This window comes from Microbacterium wangchenii (assembly GCF_004564355.1).
GTDB classification, from domain to species: domain Bacteria; phylum Actinomycetota; class Actinomycetes; order Actinomycetales; family Microbacteriaceae; genus Microbacterium; species Microbacterium wangchenii.
Genome location: NZ_CP038266.1, coordinates 834,873 through 853,264, shown reverse-complemented (window position 1 = coordinate 853,264; position 18,392 = coordinate 834,873). Strand labels below are relative to the sequence as shown.

18 protein-coding genes are annotated in these 18,392 nt (G+C 72.0%); 6 read left to right on the top strand and 12 right to left on the bottom strand.

What is annotated here, in order from left to right:
- Positions 1 to 18: 18 nt before the first annotated feature.
- From purN to E4K62_RS04020, 3 genes are all read right to left on the bottom strand, one after another.
- Positions 19 to 681 (bottom strand): phosphoribosylglycinamide formyltransferase, encoded by a 663-nt coding sequence (purN, locus tag E4K62_RS04030; protein WP_135063826.1) that lies wholly within the window; start codon positions 679 to 681, stop codon positions 19 to 21.
- A gap of 4 nt (positions 682 to 685) precedes the next feature.
- Entirely contained in the window at positions 686 to 2,239 is a 1,554-nt protein-coding gene (locus E4K62_RS04025) for a cell division protein PerM (protein WP_187270396.1), read from the bottom strand.
- Positions 2,240 to 2,368: 129 nt separating this feature from the next.
- Positions 2,369 to 2,809, bottom strand: a complete 441-nt coding sequence (locus E4K62_RS04020) for a nitroreductase family deazaflavin-dependent oxidoreductase (RefSeq protein WP_135063823.1) — start codon at positions 2,807 to 2,809, stop codon at positions 2,369 to 2,371.
- A 110-nt stretch (positions 2,810 to 2,919) separates the two neighbouring features.
- Here E4K62_RS04020 and E4K62_RS04015 point away from each other — a divergent pair, with 110 nt between their 5' ends.
- Positions 2,920 to 4,281 (top strand): NCS2 family permease, encoded by a 1,362-nt coding sequence (locus E4K62_RS04015; protein ID WP_374108130.1) that lies wholly within the window; start codon positions 2,920 to 2,922, stop codon positions 4,279 to 4,281.
- Between the two features lie 204 nt (positions 4,282 to 4,485).
- Here E4K62_RS04015 and sucD read toward each other — a convergent pair whose 3' ends face one another.
- From sucD to E4K62_RS03995, 4 genes are all read right to left on the bottom strand, one after another.
- Positions 4,486 to 5,385 (bottom strand): succinate--CoA ligase subunit alpha, encoded by a 900-nt coding sequence (gene sucD / locus E4K62_RS04010; protein ID WP_135063817.1) that lies wholly within the window; start codon positions 5,383 to 5,385, stop codon positions 4,486 to 4,488.
- Between the two features lie 25 nt (positions 5,386 to 5,410).
- Positions 5,411 to 6,574, bottom strand: coding sequence for an ADP-forming succinate--CoA ligase subunit beta (sucC, locus tag E4K62_RS04005; RefSeq protein WP_135063814.1), 1,164 nt, complete (start codon positions 6,572 to 6,574; stop codon positions 5,411 to 5,413).
- A 113-nt stretch (positions 6,575 to 6,687) separates the two neighbouring features.
- Positions 6,688 to 7,290: a response regulator transcription factor gene (locus E4K62_RS04000; protein WP_135063811.1), complete on the bottom strand. Its 603-nt coding sequence runs from the start codon at positions 7,288 to 7,290 to the stop codon at positions 6,688 to 6,690.
- Complete coding sequence (locus tag E4K62_RS03995) at positions 7,287 to 8,504, bottom strand: sensor histidine kinase (protein WP_135063808.1); 1,218 nt, start codon at positions 8,502 to 8,504, stop codon at positions 7,287 to 7,289. The genes E4K62_RS04000 and E4K62_RS03995 overlap by 4 nt, the downstream gene beginning before the upstream one ends.
- A 149-nt stretch (positions 8,505 to 8,653) precedes the next feature.
- Between E4K62_RS03995 and E4K62_RS03990 the strand changes: the two genes are divergently transcribed.
- On the top strand, positions 8,654 to 9,157 hold the full coding sequence (locus tag E4K62_RS03990; protein ID WP_135063805.1) for a small multidrug efflux protein: 504 nt from the start codon (positions 8,654 to 8,656) through the stop codon (positions 9,155 to 9,157).
- Between the two features lie 10 nt (positions 9,158 to 9,167).
- Here the strand turns inward: E4K62_RS03990 and E4K62_RS03985 are convergent, their stop codons facing one another.
- Entirely contained in the window at positions 9,168 to 10,679 is a 1,512-nt protein-coding gene (locus E4K62_RS03985) for an FAD-dependent oxidoreductase (protein ID WP_135063802.1), read from the bottom strand.
- A gap of 91 nt (positions 10,680 to 10,770) precedes the next feature.
- Between E4K62_RS03985 and E4K62_RS03980 the strand changes: the two genes are divergently transcribed.
- From E4K62_RS03980 to E4K62_RS03965, 4 genes are all read left to right on the top strand, one after another.
- Complete coding sequence (locus E4K62_RS03980) at positions 10,771 to 11,439, top strand: TetR family transcriptional regulator (protein ID WP_135063799.1); 669 nt, start codon at positions 10,771 to 10,773, stop codon at positions 11,437 to 11,439.
- Between the two features lie 64 nt (positions 11,440 to 11,503).
- Positions 11,504 to 12,655, top strand: coding sequence for a carboxylate-amine ligase (locus E4K62_RS03975; RefSeq protein WP_135063796.1), 1,152 nt, complete (start codon positions 11,504 to 11,506; stop codon positions 12,653 to 12,655).
- Between the two features lie 191 nt (positions 12,656 to 12,846).
- Positions 12,847 to 14,085, top strand: coding sequence for an acyl-CoA dehydrogenase family protein (locus E4K62_RS03970; protein ID WP_135063793.1), 1,239 nt, complete (start codon positions 12,847 to 12,849; stop codon positions 14,083 to 14,085).
- Between the two features lie 49 nt (positions 14,086 to 14,134).
- Positions 14,135 to 15,286, top strand: a complete 1,152-nt coding sequence (locus E4K62_RS03965; protein WP_135063790.1) for an AI-2E family transporter — start codon at positions 14,135 to 14,137, stop codon at positions 15,284 to 15,286.
- 22 nt (positions 15,287 to 15,308) lie between these two features.
- Here the strand turns inward: E4K62_RS03965 and E4K62_RS03960 are convergent, their stop codons facing one another.
- From E4K62_RS03960 to ligD, 4 genes are read right to left on the bottom strand one after another with little or no spacing between them, the layout of a single operon-like run.
- Positions 15,309 to 15,824 carry a DUF1697 domain-containing protein gene (locus E4K62_RS03960; RefSeq protein ID WP_135063787.1) on the bottom strand — a complete coding sequence of 172 codons (516 nt, stop codon included), beginning with the start codon at positions 15,822 to 15,824 and terminating at the stop codon, positions 15,309 to 15,311.
- A 22-nt stretch (positions 15,825 to 15,846) separates the two neighbouring features.
- Positions 15,847 to 16,191 carry a TfoX/Sxy family protein gene (locus E4K62_RS03955; protein ID WP_240742810.1) on the bottom strand — a complete coding sequence of 115 codons (345 nt, stop codon included), beginning with the start codon at positions 16,189 to 16,191 and terminating at the stop codon, positions 15,847 to 15,849.
- Positions 16,188 to 17,258 carry an ATP-dependent DNA ligase gene (locus tag E4K62_RS03950; RefSeq protein WP_135063784.1) on the bottom strand — a complete coding sequence of 357 codons (1,071 nt, stop codon included), beginning with the start codon at positions 17,256 to 17,258 and terminating at the stop codon, positions 16,188 to 16,190. The genes E4K62_RS03955 and E4K62_RS03950 overlap by 4 nt, the downstream gene beginning before the upstream one ends.
- 43 nt (positions 17,259 to 17,301) lie before the next feature.
- On the bottom strand, positions 17,302 to 18,336 hold the full coding sequence (gene ligD / locus E4K62_RS03945; protein WP_135063780.1) for a non-homologous end-joining DNA ligase: 1,035 nt from the start codon (positions 18,334 to 18,336) through the stop codon (positions 17,302 to 17,304).
- Positions 18,337 to 18,392 lie beyond the last annotated feature (56 nt).

Genomic DNA, 18,392 nt, shown 5'->3' with positions numbered 1-18,392 from the left:
CCTTCTGGGCGAGGGCGATCAGGGAGCGGGGGCCGAGGTGTCTGAGGGCGCGGAGGTCGAGGGAGCGGGGGCCGAAGGGGCGGGATGCGGTGCACCGGCGATCGCGGCGAGGTCGAGCTCCCCCGTGGCGACCCCGCGGACGACGTCGATCAGGAGGCGCCGCTCGACGATCTTGATGCGTTCGTGCAGCGAGCGCTCGTCGTCGCCGGGGAGCACGTCGATCCGCTCCTGGGCGACGATCGGCCCGCTGTCCACGCCGGGGTCGACGACGATGACGCTCGCGCCGGTGCGCGTCGCGCCGGCCGCCAGCGCGTCGCGGACGCCGTGGGCGCCGGGGAACTCGGGCAGGTAGGCGGGGTGGGTGTTGAGGATGCGGGGCGACCACGCCGCCACGAAACTCGTCGGCAGGAGCCGCATGAACCCGCTCAGGACGACCAGGTCGGGCTGCCAGGCCCGCAGCTGAGCGTCCAGCTCTTCGGCCCATGCCTCGCGCGAGTCGAACGCACTCCACGGCACGAGGAAGGTCGGGATGTCGTATGCCTCGGCGTGGGCGAACCCGTCGGCCTCGCGGTCGGCGCCCACGACGATCACGCGCGCGGGGAAGTCGGGCGCCGCGGCGGCATCCAGCAGTGCGCGGAGGTTGGAGCCCGATCCCGAGATGAGGACGGCGACCGTGAGCACCCGGTCAGTCTAGCGAGCCGTCCGGCTCGGGTTCGGACGCGTCCTCCTGCGCGTCTTCGCGCGGAGCCGACCCCAGCGGGCCGGTGCCGAAGGCGGAGGTCGGCAGGGTGGGGAGCGGAGCCGCGTCGGGCCGGGCCTCCGGCGGCGGGGGCGGCTCCGGCCAGGCCTCGGCCGGCACAGCGCGCTCCCACCCGGAGTAGGAGTTCCAGCGGGCGTCGTGGCGGGGCTCGCCGCCCCACCGCGGACGCTCCGGGGCGCCCTCGTCCCAGCGCGCGTCTTCGTCGCGCCGCTCGTCGTCGCCCGTCGCGCCGAACACCGGCGCGGCGCCGGCCGCCGCACCGAGCCCGGATGACGCGGACCCGCGGTGCGGCGCGAGCATCAGGATGGCCGCGCCCACCGCGATCTCGAGGCCGACCGCGAGAGCCAGCGGCCCGGGCTCGGGTCCCGTCTCGGCGAGCCGGCCCGGGCCGATCGCGCCGCGCGCGCACACCGCCAGGAGCGCGAAGACGGCGCCCGTGAGCGCGCTCATGCCCGCCACCACCACGACGCGCGGTGCGAAGTGCTCGCGGCCCGGATGCTCCGCCACGAGCCGGGAGCGCAGCATCCACCCGGCCAGCGCCCCCACCGCCACGGGCAGGAGTGCGAGCACCAGGAGCCACGGCGACGTGGATTCGGGGATCGCCCCGAGCACCGGGATGCCCGGGATGACGCCGAGTTGCGTTCCCGCCGGGGACACGGCCGTCCCCGTGCCCAGCGCGAAGCCGGGTCCGGCGACGAACGAGGCGCTCCAGATGACGAGCGTCGGCAGGTACGCCAGCTGCCCCACCGCGAGCACCGTCGCGCCCACGGCGTCGACGTTGCCGGCCTCGAACAGGGCCACCACCTGCCCCGCGCGCACGAGGACGGCGACGGCGAACACCAGGGCGCCCACTGCCACGACCCCCAGCACGGAGATCGCGGCGCCCCGCACGAGAAGCCCGGGCACGGCGCCCCATCCACCGCGAGCACTCTCGACGCGCTCGCGCAGCCGGCCGGCGATCCCCTCGCCTTCCGCCCAGGCGCCCACGGCGGTGCCCAGGGCGCACGGCACCGCGTACACGAGGGCGGGGAACAGCAGCGCCTGCCACAGCGCGGGCTCGGCGAACGGCGTCGCGCCGCTCAGCGCCACCACGGCCGTCACGGCGGCGAAGACCAGCGACCCCGACACGGCGCCGGTGAGCGGCTCGCCGGCGCGGGCGGCGCGGCCCCCCGAACGTGCGGCGAACAGGGCGGTGAACACCGCGAAGCCCAGCGGAGCCAGGGAGAGCACGAAGTCGGCGGCCGACGGATCGATCCCCGCCGCGGCGAGGTACGTGCCGGGCAGGTGGATCGTCAGCGGGACGAGATGACCGAACTGCCACACCGCCGCACTCGCCGGCCACAGCGCGGCCCAGTCGGCCCCGCCGCCGAGGGCGAACACCCACAGCAGGGCCAGGGGGGCCAGGGCGATGGCGAGGCCGCCCGCGGCCGCCACGAGGGCGTCGAAGGCGGCCAGGAGGGCGACGAGCAGGCGGTTCATGCGCTGACGACCCTACCCGCGCGGCGGTGCCCCGGCCGGACGGCACCCCGAGCGGCGCCACCTCCGCCCGCGGCCGACCCTCAGCGCCGGTGCGTCGGCGGGCCCGTCACCACCGCCGCATCCGCGGACTCAGTCCTCGACGGGCTCCAGCACGAACAGTGCGATGCGGCGCTCGGTCTTCGTCTGGTACTGGTCGTAGTCGGGCCACGCCTGCACGGCGCGGGCCCACCACTCCTCCCGCTCGGCACCCTCGGCCTCGTGCGCGGTGTAGTCGCGCAGCGTGTCACCGTCCTGCAGCTGCACGTGCGGGTTCTTCACGATGTTCCAGTACCAGGCCGGCGGCTCGGGGGCTCCACCCTTGGAGGCCACGACGGCGTAGCGCCCCTCGTGCTCGACCCGCATGAGGGCGGTCTTGCGCAGGCCGCCGGTCTTCGCCCCGACGGTCGTCAGCACGATGATCGGCTTCCCGCGGAGCTCGTTCGCCTCCGCACCGGCGGATGCTTCGAACGCCTCCGCCTGGCGGCGTGCCCATTCGCTTGTCCCTGGCAGATACTCTCCTGTGAGCGGCATGCGCCCAGACTACGTCCTCGCTCCGCGCCTTCCCACTCTCCCGAACCAGAGGTCCCATGAGCACCAACGCGACCAAAACGCCAGCCTCCGCATCCGCGCCGAAGAACCGGATGGACAAATTCTTCGAGATCTCCGCGCGCGGCTCCACCGTCGGCACGGAGGTGCGCGGCGGTGTCGTCACCTTCGTGACGATGGCCTACATCGTCATCCTGAACCCCATCATCCTCTCCACCCCCGACGTGGCGGGCAACACCCTCAGCGCGAATGCGGTCGCCGCCGCGACGGCGCTGACGGCGGGCGTCATGACGATCCTGTTCGGCCTCGTCACCCGGCTGCCGTTCGCGTTCGCCGCGGGCCTGGGCATCAACGCGTTCCTCGCCTTCTCCGTCGTCGGCGAGGTGACGTGGCCCGAGGCGATGGCCCTCGTGATGATCAACGGTCTCGTCATCGTGCTGCTGGCTGCCACCGGGCTGCGCAAGCTCATCTTCGACGCCGTGCCGGTGCAGCTGAAGCTCGCGATCACGGTCGGCATCGGCCTGTTCATCGCGTTCATCGGGTTCGTCAACGCCGGCTTCGTCACCGCGACCGGCAACCCCTCCCCGCCGCTGGACCTCGGTGTCGGCGGCTCGGTCGCGACCGTGCAGACCGTGATGTTCGTCGTGACGCTGTTCCTGGCCGGCATCCTCATCGCCCTCAAGGTCAAGGGCGGGCTCCTGCTGGGCCTGGTCGGCGGCACGATCCTCGCGCACGTCGTGAACCTCATCTGGCCCTACGGCCTGGCGGTCTCCGGTGAGGGCGGCATCATCGCGATCCCCGATCTGAGCCTCATCGGCCAGGTGGACTTCACCTTCGACCTGGGCAAGGTCGGCTTCATCGCGCTCGTGATGATCGTCTTCACTCTCGTGTTCTCGAACTTCTTCGACGCGATGGGCACCATGACGGGGCTCGCGAAGGAGGCCGACCTCGCCGACGCGAAGGGCGACTTCCCGCGCATCAAGTCGGCGCTCATCGTCGAGGGTCTGGGTGCGGTCGTCGGCGGCGGCACGTCGTCCTCGTCGGCGACCGTGTTCGTCGAGTCCGGCTCGGGCATCGGCGAGGGCGCACGCACGGGCCTGGCGAACGTCGTGACGGGTGTGCTGTTCCTGCTGGCGATGTTCTTCACGCCGCTCACCTCGATCGTGCCCGGCGAGGTGGCCGCCGCGGCGCTCGTGCTCGTCGGCGCGATGATGCTCGCGCAGATCAAGCACATCGATTTCAGCGACTTCCGCGTGCTGCTGCCGGTGTTCCTCACCGCCACGGTGATGCCGCTGACCTACTCGATCGCCAACGGCATCGGTGCGGGCTTCATCAGCTGGGTCGTCGTCAACGCCCTCTCCGGACGCGCCAAGCAGGTGCATCCGCTGCTGTGGGTCGTCGCCGTCGGATTCGTGATCTTCTTCGCCCGCGGCCCCATCCAGGACCTCCTCGGCTGACCCGCCCGGCCCCGGCCCGTCCTGTCCCGTCCCGGCCCATCCCCGCGAGACTGCACGCCACCGGCGAGACCGCGTCATTATGTCGCCGTCTCGCCAGTGCGCTGCAGTCTCGCGGATGGCGCGAGGAGCGCGGCCGGGCCGGGGACGCGCGGGGGACGACGAAGGGCCCGGATGCCTCGCATCCGGGCCCTTCGTCGTTGCGGGTTACAGCGACTCGATGATCTCGCGCATCAGGGCGGCGGTCTCGGACGGCGTCTTGCCGACCTTGACCCCGGCGGCCTCGAGGGCCTCCTTCTTCGCCTGGGCGGTACCGGCCGAGCCGGACACGATGGCGCCGGCGTGGCCCATCGTCTTGCCCTCGGGGGCCGTGAATCCTGCGACGTAGCCGACGACCGGCTTGGTCACGTTCGCCTTGATGTAGTCGGCCGCACGCTCCTCGGCGTCGCCGCCGATCTCGCCGATCATGACGATCGCCTTTGTCTCGGGGTCGGCCTCGAACGCCTCGAGGGCGTCGATGTGCGTCGTGCCGATGACGGGGTCGCCGCCGATGCCGATGGCGGTGGAGAAGCCCAGGTCGCGCAGCTCGAACATCATCTGGTACGTCAGCGTCCCCGACTTCGACACGAGGCCGATCGGGCCCTTGCCGGTGATGTTGGCCGGCGTGATGCCCACGAGCGCCTCGCCCGGGGTGATGATGCCGGGGCAGTTCGGCCCGATGATGCGGGTGGTGCCCTTGGACTTCGCGTACGCCCATGCCTCGGCGGTGTCGCCGACGGGCACGCCCTCGGTGATCACGACGAGCAGCGGGATCTCGGCGTCGATGGCCTCGATCATCGCGTCCTTCGTGAAGGCGGGCGGCACGAACGCGATCGACACGTCGGCGCCGGTCTTCTCCATGGCCTCGGCCACGGAGGCGAACACGGGCAGCTCGACGGTGTTGCCGTCGGCGTCCTGGTGCGACACGGTCGTGCCGGCCTTGCGGGCGTTGACGCCGCCGACGACCTGCGTGCCGGCCTTCAGCATCAGTGCGGTGTGCTTGGTGCCCTCGCCGCCGGTGATGCCCTGGACGATGACCTTGGAGTCCTTGTTGAGGTAGATCGACATTACTGAATCCTTTTCGTCCCGGAGATCAGGCGTTGGCCAGCTCGGCGGCCTTGTCGGCGCCCTCGTCCATGCCCGCGGCCAGGGTCACGAGGGGGTGGTTGGCACCGGCGAGGATGGCGCGTCCCTCCTCGACCTGGTTGCCGTCGAGGCGGACGACGAGCGGCTTGGATGCGGTGTCCCCGAGGATCTCGAGGGCCTTGACGATGCCCTCTGCCACGGCCACGCACGACGTGATGCCGCCGAAGACGTTGACGAAGACGCTCTTGACCTGCTCGTCGCCGAGGATGACGTCCAGACCCGCGGCCATGACGGTGGCGGATGCGCCGCCGCCGATGTCGAGGAAGTTGGCGGGCTTGACGCCGCCGTGCTTCTCACCGGCGTACGCGACGACGTCGAGCGTGGACATGACCAGTCCCGCGCCGTTGCCGATGACGCCGACCTGGCCGTCGAGCTTGACGTAGTTGAGGTCGTGCTCCTTGGCCTTCGCCTCGAGCGGGTCGGCTGCGGCCGAGTCTTCGAGGGCCGCGTGGTCGGGGTGGCGGAACGCGGCGTTCTCGTCGAGGGAGACCTTGCCGTCGAGGGCGATGATCTCGCCGTCTTCGGACTGGATGAGCGGGTTGACCTCGACGAGCGTGGCGTCCTCGCCCTTGTAGACGTTGTACAGCTTGACGAAGACGTCGGCGACCTTGGGGGCCAGCTCGTCGTCGAAGCCGCCGGCCTGAGCGATCTCGAGCGCCTTCTCGGGGGTGATGCCGTCGAGGGGGTTCACCTCGACGCGGGCGAGCGCCTCGGGCTTCTCCACCGCGAGCTGCTCGATCTCCATGCCGCCTTCGACGCTGGCGAGGCTCAGGTAGGAGCGGTTGGCGCGGTCCAGCAGCACCGAGAAGTAGAACTCCTTGGCGATGCGGGCGCCGGCGGCGACCATGACGCGCTGGACGACGTGGCCCTTGATGTCGAGGCCGAGGATCGCCTGCGCGGCCTCGTACGCCTCATCCGGGTTCTTGGCGACCTTGACGCCGCCCGCCTTGCCGCGGCCACCGGTCTTCACCTGGGCCTTCACGACGACGACGCCGCCGAGCTTCTCGGCTGCGGCCTTCGCCTCCTCGGGGGTGTCGGCGATGATGCCGGCAAGCACCGGCACCTCGTACTTCTCGAACAGATCGCGTGCCTGGTACTCGTACAGATCCACAGGGAATCCTCCGCTGGACGGTCAGTGGGTGGGGGCCGGATGTCTTGATATCAAGAGACCGGCCAGTCCCCCACCCTACTACTCGGCCCCGACCGCGGCCGACCCGGGACCCGTCAGATCCAGCCGCGCTCGCGCGCCACGATGGCCGCCTGCTGCCGCGTCGGCACCCCGAGTTTCCCCAGCACCGACGAGACGTGATTGCGCACGGTTCCCGCCGAGAGGTGCAGCGCGGCGGCGATCTGCGCGATCGTCTCGCCGCGCTGTCCGGCCCGCAGCACGTCGAGTTCGCGATCGGTCAGAGGGCTGCGGATGTCGGTGAGCGCGTCGGCGGCGACCTCGGGGTCGACGTAGCGGCGACCGGCCGCCACGTCGCGGATGACCGCGGCGACGTCCTCGGCGCGACGGGACTTGGGCAGGAAGCCGTCGACGCCGACGCTGAGGGCGCGGCGGAGCACACCGGGCCGCGCGTGCCGAGTCACGACGATGCACCGCGAGGGCACCTGGCGGAGGATGCGCGCGGCGGTGTCCACCCCGTCGAGCCCCGGCATCTCCAGATCCAGCAGGCACACGTCCGGACGCAGTCGCACCGCCTCGGCGAGCGCGGTCTGCCCGTCGGGGCATTCGGCGACGACGTCGAGGTCGTCCTCCAGGCGCAGGAGCGACGCCAGCGCGGAGCGGATCATGTCCTCGTCGTCGGCGATGAGCACGCGGATCATCGCGGCACACCCCCCGGGTGGTCGGCACTCGTGGCGGCGGGGATCGTCACCACGACACGGAACGCGTCGTCCGCGGTGCCGGTGTCGACCTGTCCCCCGACCGTGCCGACCCGCTCCGCGATACCCGCCAGGCCCGATCCGGGGCCGGATGCACCGACGCCTGGGCGCGTGTCGTTGGCGACCTCCAGCCGCCACATCCATCCGTCCCGCACGAGCCCGACCCGCGCCCACTCCCCGCCGCCGTGTTTGAGGATGTTCGTCGTGCACTCGCGGATGATCGGGCCCAACACCTCCGCGCTGGCATGGGCGGCGTCGGCGGCGACCTCCAGCTCGACGCGGAGGCCTGCCGCGCGGAGGAGGTCGGCGGCGTTGGCGAGCTCGTCGGGGAGCGGGACGCCGCGGAACCGCGATGCGAGCTCGCGCGTGCCGCGGCGGGCGTCGTCGACGCTGCGGTGCGCGGCGCGCACGTGCTCGGCGGCGGTGGCGGGGTCGCGCTCCATCGTGCGTTCGGCCAGTTCCAGCTGCAGCGCGATCACCTGCAGGTGGTGGCCCTGCAGGTCGTGCAGATCGCCGGCGAGTCGCAGCCGCTCCTGCACCGCCGCGAGCCGGCTTTCGACGGCGCGCGCGTGATCCAGGGCCAGCACGATGTCCCACCACCACAGCGACAGGGCCGTCGCCGGCGCCAGCATGAGGGCGAACAGTGCCGACACGGCGAAGATGCCGTCCTCCCCGGCGGGGACGCGGGTGGCGTCGACGAACCAGGCGGCGACGATCAGGACGACGAGGAGGATCACGAGGCGGATGCGGACCCCCGGCGGCCACGGGCGCACGCACAGCGTGAACGCCACCAGCCCGACGCCCAGAACGACCGCATCCGCCAGAAGTCCCAGCGCGATCGCGGACAGGAGCGAGACGGCCAGGGCGACGGCGCTCCACCGGGGCATGCGCCACCAGGGCTCATCCCCCTCCTGCGCGCGGCGCTCGCGCCGGTACTCGGCCAGGAGCACCCCTCCGGCCGCGACCGAGAGCAGCGCGCACACGAGGAAGCCGACCGGGACGGCACCGCGGAAGCCGTCCACGCGCAGCGCCGCATCCAGCCCCCACAGCGCGAGCATCGTGATCTGGAAGAAGACGACGGAGGATGCGGTGTACCACCAGGTCGCCGTGACACCGCGGGCCAGCGCCGAGGCGGGGGACGGGTCGGGACGACTCACATCCGCCAGCGTACGGCCATGACATTTGTCACCCCGTCGCCAGTGGATCCTCCCGATGGGCGATGACACTCGGCACTCACCCGCGCCCGCGCCATCCGCTGGGATGGAATCACCGCGGAAAGACCGCGCCCATCCCACCAGGAGCAGCCATGTCCAGCCCCCTCGCAGATCTCGTCCTCGGTTTCCAGGATCTCGTCGCACGCGTGCCCGAGGCGCTGCAGCCCGCGATCGTCGCCCTCGCCGGAGCCGTGCCGTTCATCGAGGGCGAGGGGGCGGCCACGATCGGCATCGTCGGGGGCATCCACCCGCTCGTCGCGGCGATCGCCGGCGTGATCGGCAACCTGGCGTGCGTCGCGCTCGTGGTGCTCGTCAGCGCCCGCGTCCGCACGGCCGTGACCACCCGCGGCGGTGGATCGGGCGCCGAGGCGCCGTCACCGCGCCGCGAGAAGTTCCAGCGGGCCTACCACCGTTACGGCACGCCCGGGGTGAGCCTGCTGGGCCCGCTGCTGCTGCCCACGCAGTTCACCGCCGCCGCGCTGACCGCCACCGGCGTCTCGCCGGCGCGCGTGATCGCGTGGCAGGCCGCGGCCATCGTGCTGTGGACGACGATCCTGACGCTGCTCGCGACGGGGCTCGTGCGCCTGGTCGCCTGAACGGCCCGGCTCAGCTCAGCGGCTTGAGGTCGGAGCGCGCGGGCCCTTCGATGCGGGCGCCGTTCGCCTGGAACCGGCTGGCGTGCAGGGGGCAGTCCCACGTGCACTCCTCGTCGTTCCACGAGAGCACCCCGCCCATGTGCGGGCACACCGCATCCACGGCCCGCGTGACCCCGTCCACCGTGGAGATGCCGACCGGACGTCCGCCGCGCTGCGCGACGACCCCGGCGCCTTCGGCGGGCTGGGGCACGGGGACGGGCGTCCGCTCGGCTTCGGCCCAGCCCTGCGCGGCGGCACGGCCCACCTTGGCGTTCTCCGCCACGCCGCGAGCGAGGTCGGACGGCATCGTCATGCGCGTGCCCAGCGCGGTCATCCACTGCGGCTTGTCCTGGTCGCCGAGGATCTCCGCGGCGATGCGCTGCGCGGCGGCGGGACCGTTGGTGAGCCCCCACTTGCCGTAGCCGGTCGCGAAGCGCACGCGACCGAGGGACCGCGGCATCGCCCCGATGAAGGGGATGAGGTTGTGCGACTGGTAGTCCTGCGCGCTCCACCGGTGCGTCTCCTCCCCGACGGGCAGGTGCTGCCGCGCCCACGCGACCAGCTCGTCCACCCGCTCGCGCTCGGACCCGCCGCGGCCCACCGGATGCCCCGCACCGCCGACGATGATCCCGCTGTAGCCGGCTGGTCCGTCGCCGGCCGAGACAGCGCGAACCGACCGGCTCGGGGAGTCGGCGGAGAGGTACATGCCCTCCGGGATCGGGCCGTCGGTGGCGAACGCGACACAGTACGAGCGCGTGCCGTGGACCTTGGCGAAGTAACCGCCGCGATCGAGGATCGGCATGCCGGTGGCCAGCACGATGCTGTCGGCGTAGAGCGGCCCGTCGTCGGTCTGCACGTGCGCGCGGGGCAGCACCTTGGCCCCGCGCACCGTCACGCCGGTGTGCAGCACGGCGCCGGCGGCCACCGCGGCACGGGCCAGCGCCGTGGCGAAGGTCATCGGATCGATCGAGAGCTGGTCGTCCAGCGCCACGGCCGACGCGAGCGGGAACGGCACCGCATCCAATTCGTCCCTCGTCGCCCGCCGCACCGGCACGCCCGCCTCACGGGCGGCGTCCTTCTCCGCTTCGACGGAGGAGAGCGCGTCGTCGCTCTGGGCGTAGGTGAACGCCGTCCGCCGCACCACGGGGACGGACAGCTCGTCGGCGGTGGCACCCAGCCACTCCTGCCCCGAGCGGTTGGCCTCCACATAGGCACGCACGAGGCCGGCGGGATGACCGCTGCGCAGCGTGGAGAGCACCGTCCCCTGCAGAAGGGAGGCCTTGCCGGTGTTGCCGCCGGTGGCGAGGTTGCCTACTTCGCCGGCTTCGACGATCGCGACGCCCATCCCGGCACGGGCCAGCAGGTATGCGGTCGCGAGGCCCGTGATCCCGGCCCCCACGACCACCACGTCGTAGGACCGCCCCGGTTCGAAGTCCGTGCCGGGGACGGGGGTCGCATCCTGTTTCCACAGTGGTGTCGTCATCCCGGCAGTCAAACCCGTCGCCGCCCGATCGCCCCAGCGGTTGACATCCGCGCGCGACCGGTGCAGGTCGCCGCCCGCTAGGCTTCCGGCCATGACCGCCGCGCCCCCGCCGAGCACCAGCACGCGCGTGGTCGCCGCCGCGATCGAGCTCTTCGCCGAGCACGGGTTCGATGCCACGTCGGTCGAGCAGATCGCACGCGCCGCGGGCGTGTCGCGATCGACGTTCTTCCGCCAGTTCGGCGGCAAGGAGGACGTCGTCTTCGCCGATCACGAGGAGCTGCTGCACGCCCTCGAGGTCTACCTGAACGAGCCCCACGACAATCCGTGGACCGCGGTCTGCGACGCATCCATGCAGGTCTTCCGCCACTTCGCGGCCGACCCCGACCTCGCCCGCCGGCGCTACACGATCGTGCGCGAGGTGCCGGTGCTGCGCGACCGGGAGATCGTCACGGTGTTCCGCTACGAGCGGCTCTTCGACGAGTACCTCCGCCGGGCTATACCGGGGCTGGATCCGCTGGACGCCGTCGGATTCGCTGCCCTCGTCACCGCCGTGCACAACCACGTGCTGCGGCGGCTGCTGCGCGGCGAGCGCGTGCCGCACGCGACGCTGCGCCGGGCCCTGGACGACGTGCTCCGCCGCTTCGGCGTGCACCCCGACGCGCCGGCGCCGGCCGACGACGACGTCACCATCGCCGCCTTCCCTCGGGGGATGCCGGCCGCCGAGGTGGCGCGCCGGTTGCAGGCGTTCCTCCCGCGCTGATGTCAACCCCCTAGGACCCAGGGTCCCTCGGAGAGACCCTCTCCTCGACGGCAGGAGGTGGGTCATGCGTCAGCGCCCGAAGATCGCTCTGCGCACCTTCGGCGTGGAGGAGGAGATGCTCCTCGTCGATGCCGACACGGGCGTGCCCGTCCCCGCCGCAGCGGCCGTCATCGCGGGCACCGCGTTCGAGAACCTCCGCTCGGCGGTCGTGCCCGAGATGCATCAGGAGATGATCGAGATCGTCGGCGCTCCGCACCGGTCGCTGACGGACCTGCAGGCCGAAGCCGCATACGCGCGCGCCACCGTCGACCGCGTCGCCCAGGGCCTCGGTACGCGCGTGGCGCCGCTGGCCGCCTCCCCGATCCCGGCCGTTCCGCACCCCTCCCCCGGCAGCCGGCACGAGCTGATCGCCCAGCGATACGGCATCACGCCGACCCAGTGCATGACGTGCGGCCTGCACGTGCACGTGTCGATCGCCGGGGCCACCGAGGGCGTCGCGGTCCTCGACCGGATCCGCGGCTGGCTCCCCGCGCTGCGCGTGCTGTCGGCCAACTCCCCGTTCAGCGCGGGCGTGGACACCGGGTACGACAGCTACCGCTACGAACTGTGGAACCTGTGGCCCTCCAGCGGGCCGGCCGAAGTCTTCGGCGACGCCGAGACCTACCACCGTGCGACCCAGGAGCTGCTGGCCACCGGCGCGGTCCTGGACGAAGGGATGCTGTACGCCGACGCGCGCCTGTCCGCGCGTTTCCCGACCGTCGAGGTCCGCGTGTGCGACGTGCCTCTGACTCCGGCGACGACGGCCCTGCTGGCGGGGCTCGTGCGCGGCATGGTCGCATCCGCCGCCGACGCCGCGCGGCGAGGTGAGGCGCCCGCCGCCATCTCGCTCAACGCGCTGCGCCTGGCGACGTGGGATGCGGCACTGCGCGGGCTGAGCGGCACGCTGCTGGACCCGCGCACGCGCCGTCCGGCACCGGCTGCCGAGGTCGTGCGCGCCATGGTGGACTTCGCGGCCCCGGGCCTGGCGGCCCACGGAGACCTGGCCGTGGTCAGCGAAGGCGTCGAGCGGATCCTCTCCGAAGGCAACGCCGCGACGTGGCAGCGCGCGACCGCGGGCGCCGGCACCGACCTGCGCGGCCTCGTCCTGGCCGCAGCGGATCTGGGCGCAGCATCCGCACACGACGCGGCGTCGACCGCCCTCGCCGGCTCGCGCTGAACTCGCGCCCGCCGCGTCGGCGGCCCCGACGGCCCCGGCCGCCCCGCGTTCGCGCCACAAACGTGCGTTCGCTGCACTTTGATGTGGCGCGGTTGCACGGAAGTGGCGCGGAAGTGGGGACAGCGGCCTCGCCGGCCGGCCGCCGCGCGCCCCTCCTGGAACTGAGTTCCTCTATACGCGATACTCAGTGCATGAGCACTCCGGAGTCCCCCTCCCTTCCCGGCGAGCGCGTCGCCCGCTACGACGTCACCGCGCGCCGCGACACCGACTACTACGCCGTGTTCGCCGATGTCCCCGACGCCGACCGGGCCGCGTGGGAGCGCGCGCGTGCCTTCATCGACGAGGTGGGCCCGCGGATGCAGCAGGAATGGGATGCCGCGACCTACCCCCTCGACCTCACGCGGCGCATGGGCGAGCTCGAGTTGTACACCGATGGGATCGACCACCCCGATCTTCCCGGCTCCTCGCCGCTGGCAGCGGGCCTGGTGAACATGGAGATCTCCCGCGGCGACGGGTCGCTCGGCACCGTGCTCGCCGTGCAGGGCGGGCTCGCCCTGCGCACACTCGCCCTCTTCGGCAGCCCCGAGCAGCAGGCCCGTTGGCTGCAGCCGATCGCCCGCGGCGAGGTCCTCGGATCCTTCGCGCTCACCGAGCCCGACCACGGCTCCGACTCCGTGTCTCTGGAGACCACCGCCATCCGCGACGACGAGGGCTGGGTGCTGCGCGGGGCGAAGAAGTGGATCGGCAACGGCGCGTCCGGCGGCGTCACGTTCGTGTGGGCGCGCGTGCAGGACGAGGGCGCCGATGACCACGGCGCCGTGCGCTGCTTCCTCGTCCAGCAGGACACCCCCGGGTACACCGGCACCGTGATCACCGGCAAGGCGTCGCTGCGCGGTATCCACCAGGCCCACATCGCCCTCGACGACGTGCGCGTGCCCGCCGACGCCGTGCTGCCGGGCACGAAGAGCTTCAAGGATGCCTCGACCGTGCTGTACTCCACGCGCTCGGGCGTCGCGTGGTCGGCGCTCGGGCACGCGACGGCCTGCTACGAGGCGGCGCTGACCTATGCCACCCAGCGGATGCAGTTCGGCAAGCCGCTGGCGAAGTTCCAGATGGTGCAGGAGCGGCTGACGCAGATGCTCGCCGACCTCACCGCGATGCAGCTGTACTGCCGGCGTCTGTCCGACCTGGAGTCCACCGGCGGACTCCGTCCCACCCAGGCGTCGCTCGCGAAGTACCACAACACGCGCACCGCCCGCCGGATCGCCGCGACCGCGCGCGACCTGCTCGGGGGCAACGGCATCCTGCTGGAGAACGGGGTCATGCAGCACATGGCCGACATCGAGGCGATCCACACCTACGAGGGCACCGAGAGCGTGCAGGCGCTGCTGCTGGGCCGCGACATCACCGGCATGAGCGCGTTCGCGTAAACGTCCCGGTTTCGCCGCGGCATCCGGCGGAGGGCATTAGCCTCGTCCCATGGCATGGTTCCGCAACGATCCGCAGCGCGTGCAGCTGGAGTCGAAAGACGTCGAGTTGAAGGCCACCACGGCTCCGTGGAGTCTGTGGGCCGACGCCTTCGGCAAGCTCGGCATCCGCGCCATCCAGATCATCGTCGTGGTAGTGGTGGCAGGCGCGATCATCTTCGCGATCCAGACGCTCACGCTCGTGACGATTCCCCTGGTCATCGCGCTGATCCTCGCGTGCGCGTTCAATCCGGTGATGAGCTGGATGCGGCGGCGCGGCGTGCCCTCGCTGCTGGCGACCATCGCGACCCTGCTGGCGATCGTGGTGATCCTCTCCGCGCTGGGCTGGCTGATCGTGTGGGCCGTGCGCGACCAGTGGAACGACCTCTACGCCCAGGCCGAGGACGGTTTCCGCAAGCTGGTGGCGTGGGTCCAGGACCTCCCCTTCGACTTCGTGCAGCCCGACCAGCTCGACGAGCTGGTCGACACCGTCACCGACTTCGTCACGAGCGCGCAGTTCGGCTCCGGCGCGCTGGCCGGCGTCGGCGCCGTGGCCAACTTCGTGACCGGTTTCGTCCTGCTCGTCACGATCCTGTTCTTCTTCCTCAAGGACGGGCCGCAGATGTGGGAGTTCCTCCTGCGCCCCTTCCGCGGTGAGAACTACGTGCGCGCCCGCCGCATCGGCGACAAGACGGTCACGGTGCTCGGCGCCTATGTGCGCGGCACGGCGACGGTGGCCGCCGTGGATGCCATCGGCATCCTGATCGGCCTGCTGATCCTGCAGGTGCCGCTCGCGATCCCGCTGGCGGTGCTGGTCTTCCTGCTCGCCTTCATCCCGATCGTCGGCGCGACCGTGGCCGGCATCCTCGCGGCTCTCGTCGCGCTCGTGGCCAACGGCCCGCTCATCGCCCTCATCGTCGTGGGGATCGTGGTGCTCGTCAACCAGCTCGAGGGCAACTTCCTGCAGCCGGTGCTGATGGGCCGGTCGATGAAGCTGCACGCCTTCGTCATCCTGGTCGCCCTGACCGTCGGCACGGTCGTCGGCGGGATCGTCGGCGCGGTCCTGGCCGTCCCCATCACCGCGGCGGTGTGGGGTGTCATCCAGGTGTGGGACGGCCCGGACCGCCCGGCCCGCTGGGCGCGCCCGAAGACGCTCGAGGCCTGACCGCCAGGAGATCCCCGGCCTGTCAGTCGCCGAACCGGTTCACCAGGCCGACGATCGTGCGCAGACCGCGCGACGTCGCCGGCATGCCGGTGAACTGCTCCAGCGCGGGCGTGGCGCTGACCCCCTCGTCGCGGTCGTGGGCGGAGACCACCCACCCGTCGCCGGCGCCCAGCACGCGGCATCCCCACCGCTCGGCGTCGCTTCTCAGTCGCGGATCGTCGGCGGCGACGGCGCCCGCCGCGTGCACGGTGAGCTCCCGGCGAGCCGGTTCATCCCCGAAGCGGCGCACGATGACGGAGAGTTCCGCCATCGGCAGGCGCAGGGCGGAGCGCTCCTCCCCACTGCGCACCGCGAGCGCCGCCACCACGTCGGCCACACCCTCGTCGTCGATCTCCGCGTCGACGACGACCGTGCCGTTGCTGCGGTAGGTCGCGGCATCCGGGTACCCCGCGTCGGCGAACGCGGAGAGGATGTCAGCGGTGGAGGGGTGCCCGCGCTGGCCCTGGTTCACGTTGCGGAGGAAGACGACCTGGCGCATGCCCGCACGTCCCGGCAACCGGTCAGGCCTTCGCGTCGCCGGAGTGGATGCCGACGTCGAGCCAGTGCGCGAGGTCGGACTCGTCCTGGACGCGCTCGGAGGGCACGCTGAGCCATCCCGGCCCCATCGGCCGGTCTTTGCCCATGAACGCGGGAACGCCGCCGTCCTCGAGCAGGGCGTCGTAGTCGGCAGGATTCACGCGCACGAGCAGGTCTCCGACGCGGCCAGCGGCCACGGCCATCCGTTCGTTCACCATGAACGACAGACCGCCGAACATGCGCACCTCGCGCACATCCGGGTAGGCGGTCAGGAGGACGCGGATCCGCTCGGCGAGAGCCTGCTGCGACCGCGGGGCGGGTGTGGTCACGAGGGACCTCCCTCTTCGGGGAAGATGGCCGAGAACCGGAAGTCCGCGGCTTCTTCGAGCTGGTCGAACGTGCACGAGCGCGGATCACGGTCTGGGCGCCAGCGGCGGAAGCTGGGGATGTGGCGGAAGCGGTCGCCCTCCATGTGGTCGTACGCGACCTCGACGACGAGCTCGGGGCGCAGCGGCTCGAACGACAGGCTCTTGCCGGCGTTCCATCTGCTGCCCGCGCCCGGCAGGTCGGGCCGGTCGCCCTGCGCGGCCCACCCGCCCCACGGGTGCGCGTCGAGGTCGACGTCTCGGTAGGGCGCGAGTTCGTCCAGGAGGCTCTTGCGCCGAGCCATCGAGAAGGATGCGGTCACCCCGACGTGCTGCAGTTGCCCGGAGTCGTTGTAGAGGCCGAGGAGCAGAGAGCCGACGACGTCGCCGGTCTTGTGCCAGCGGAAGCCGGCGACGACGCAGTCGGCCGTCCGCTCGTGCTTGATCTTGAACATCGTCCGCTTGTTGGGCTGGTACGTGCCCGTCAGCGGCTTGGCGACGACGCCGTCGAGGCCCGCACCCTCGAACATGTCGAACCACTCGCGCGCCCGGGCCATGTCGCCGGTGGCGGGGGTGACGAAGACGGGGGCGGCAGCATCCGCCAGCGCCTCGACGAGCCCGGCGCGACGTTCGGCGAACGGGCGGTCCATGAGGTCGGCGTCGCCGAGCGCGAGCAGGTCGAAGGCGATGAAGGAGGCCGGGGTCTGTTCGGCGAGCATGCGGACGCGGCTATCGGCGGGATGCACCCGCTGCTGCAGCGCCTCGAAGTCGAGACGGTCGCCGGTGACCACGACGATCTCCCCGTCGATGACGCACCGCGGCGGGGTGTTGGCTCGGATCGCCTCGATCAGCTCGGGGAAGTAGCGGGTCATCGGCCGCTCGTTCCGGCTGCCAAGGATCACCTGGTCGCCGTCGCGGAAGACGATCGTGCGGAACCCGTCCCACTTCGGCTCGGTGTGCCCGAGGTCGGGGATGTCCGAGACGGACTTCGCCAGCATCGGGGCGACGGGCGGCATGACGGGGAGCTGCACGTGTCCAGTCTCGCGTGCGGGGAGCCCGATGCGCCAGGTCCGGCTACTCCTTCGGCCAGTTCTCCGGGTTGAGGCGGCTGGGCTGCACGCGCGGGGGCTCGCCGGGCATCTTCGGGAAGTCCGGCGGGAACGGCAGTTCACCCAGCCCGTCGTCGAGGTCGCGCTGCCACCACTCCAGGAGCGTGTCGATGCGGCCGGGCCGCTCGAGGAGGCCCGCCCACGGGTCGCCGACCGTGGCGAGGCGCTCGGGGACCGTGCGGACCGTGAAAGCAGAGGGATCCACCGCATCCAGCTCGTCCCACGACACCGGCGTCGACACGGTGGCTCCCGGCGACTGCCGCGGCGAGTAGGCCCCGGCCATCGTGCGGTCGCGGTTGGCCTGGTTGAAGTCGAGGAAGATGCGTTCGCCGCGCTCCTCCTTCCACCACGCGGTCGTGACGCGGTCGGGCATGCGCCGTTCCAGTTCGCGCGACGCCGCGATGACGGCGTGCCGCACGTCGAGGAATTCGTGCGTCGGCTCGATCGGGCAGAACACGTGCAGGCCGCGGTTGCCGCTCGTCTTGATCCAGGGCTCGAGCTCCGCCTCGCGCAGCACCTCGCGCAGGGCGTGCGCGGCGGTCACGGCCTCGGCGAACCCCGTGCCTGGCTGCGGGTCGAGGTCGATGCGCAGCTCCACGGGGTTGTCGGGGTCGCCGGCGAGCGAGGCCCACGGGTGGAAGACGATGGTGTTCATCTGCGCCGCCCACACGGCGGAGGCGATCTCGGTGACCACGAGCTGCGGATGCTTCCGGCCGCTGTTGTACGTCACGGTCACGGCTTCGACGTAGTCGGGCGCGCCCTTGGGCGGGTTCTTGGAGAAGAAGCTCTCCCCGTCGATGCCGTCGGGGAAGCGCTCCAGCGACACCGGCCGGTTCCCGTTGGCGGCGAGGAACGGCTCGGCGACGGCGATGAAGTACTCCGCCAGCTCGCGTTTGGTGATGCCCTGCTCGGGCCACAGGACGCGGTCGGGGTTGGAGATGCCGACCTCGCGGTCGCCGTGCGGTCCGGGAACGGTCAGCGTGATGCGCGGTGACGCCATGCTCCGACGCTAGCGGGAGCCCACCGCATCCGACAGCCTCCGCAGTGCCGCGTTCG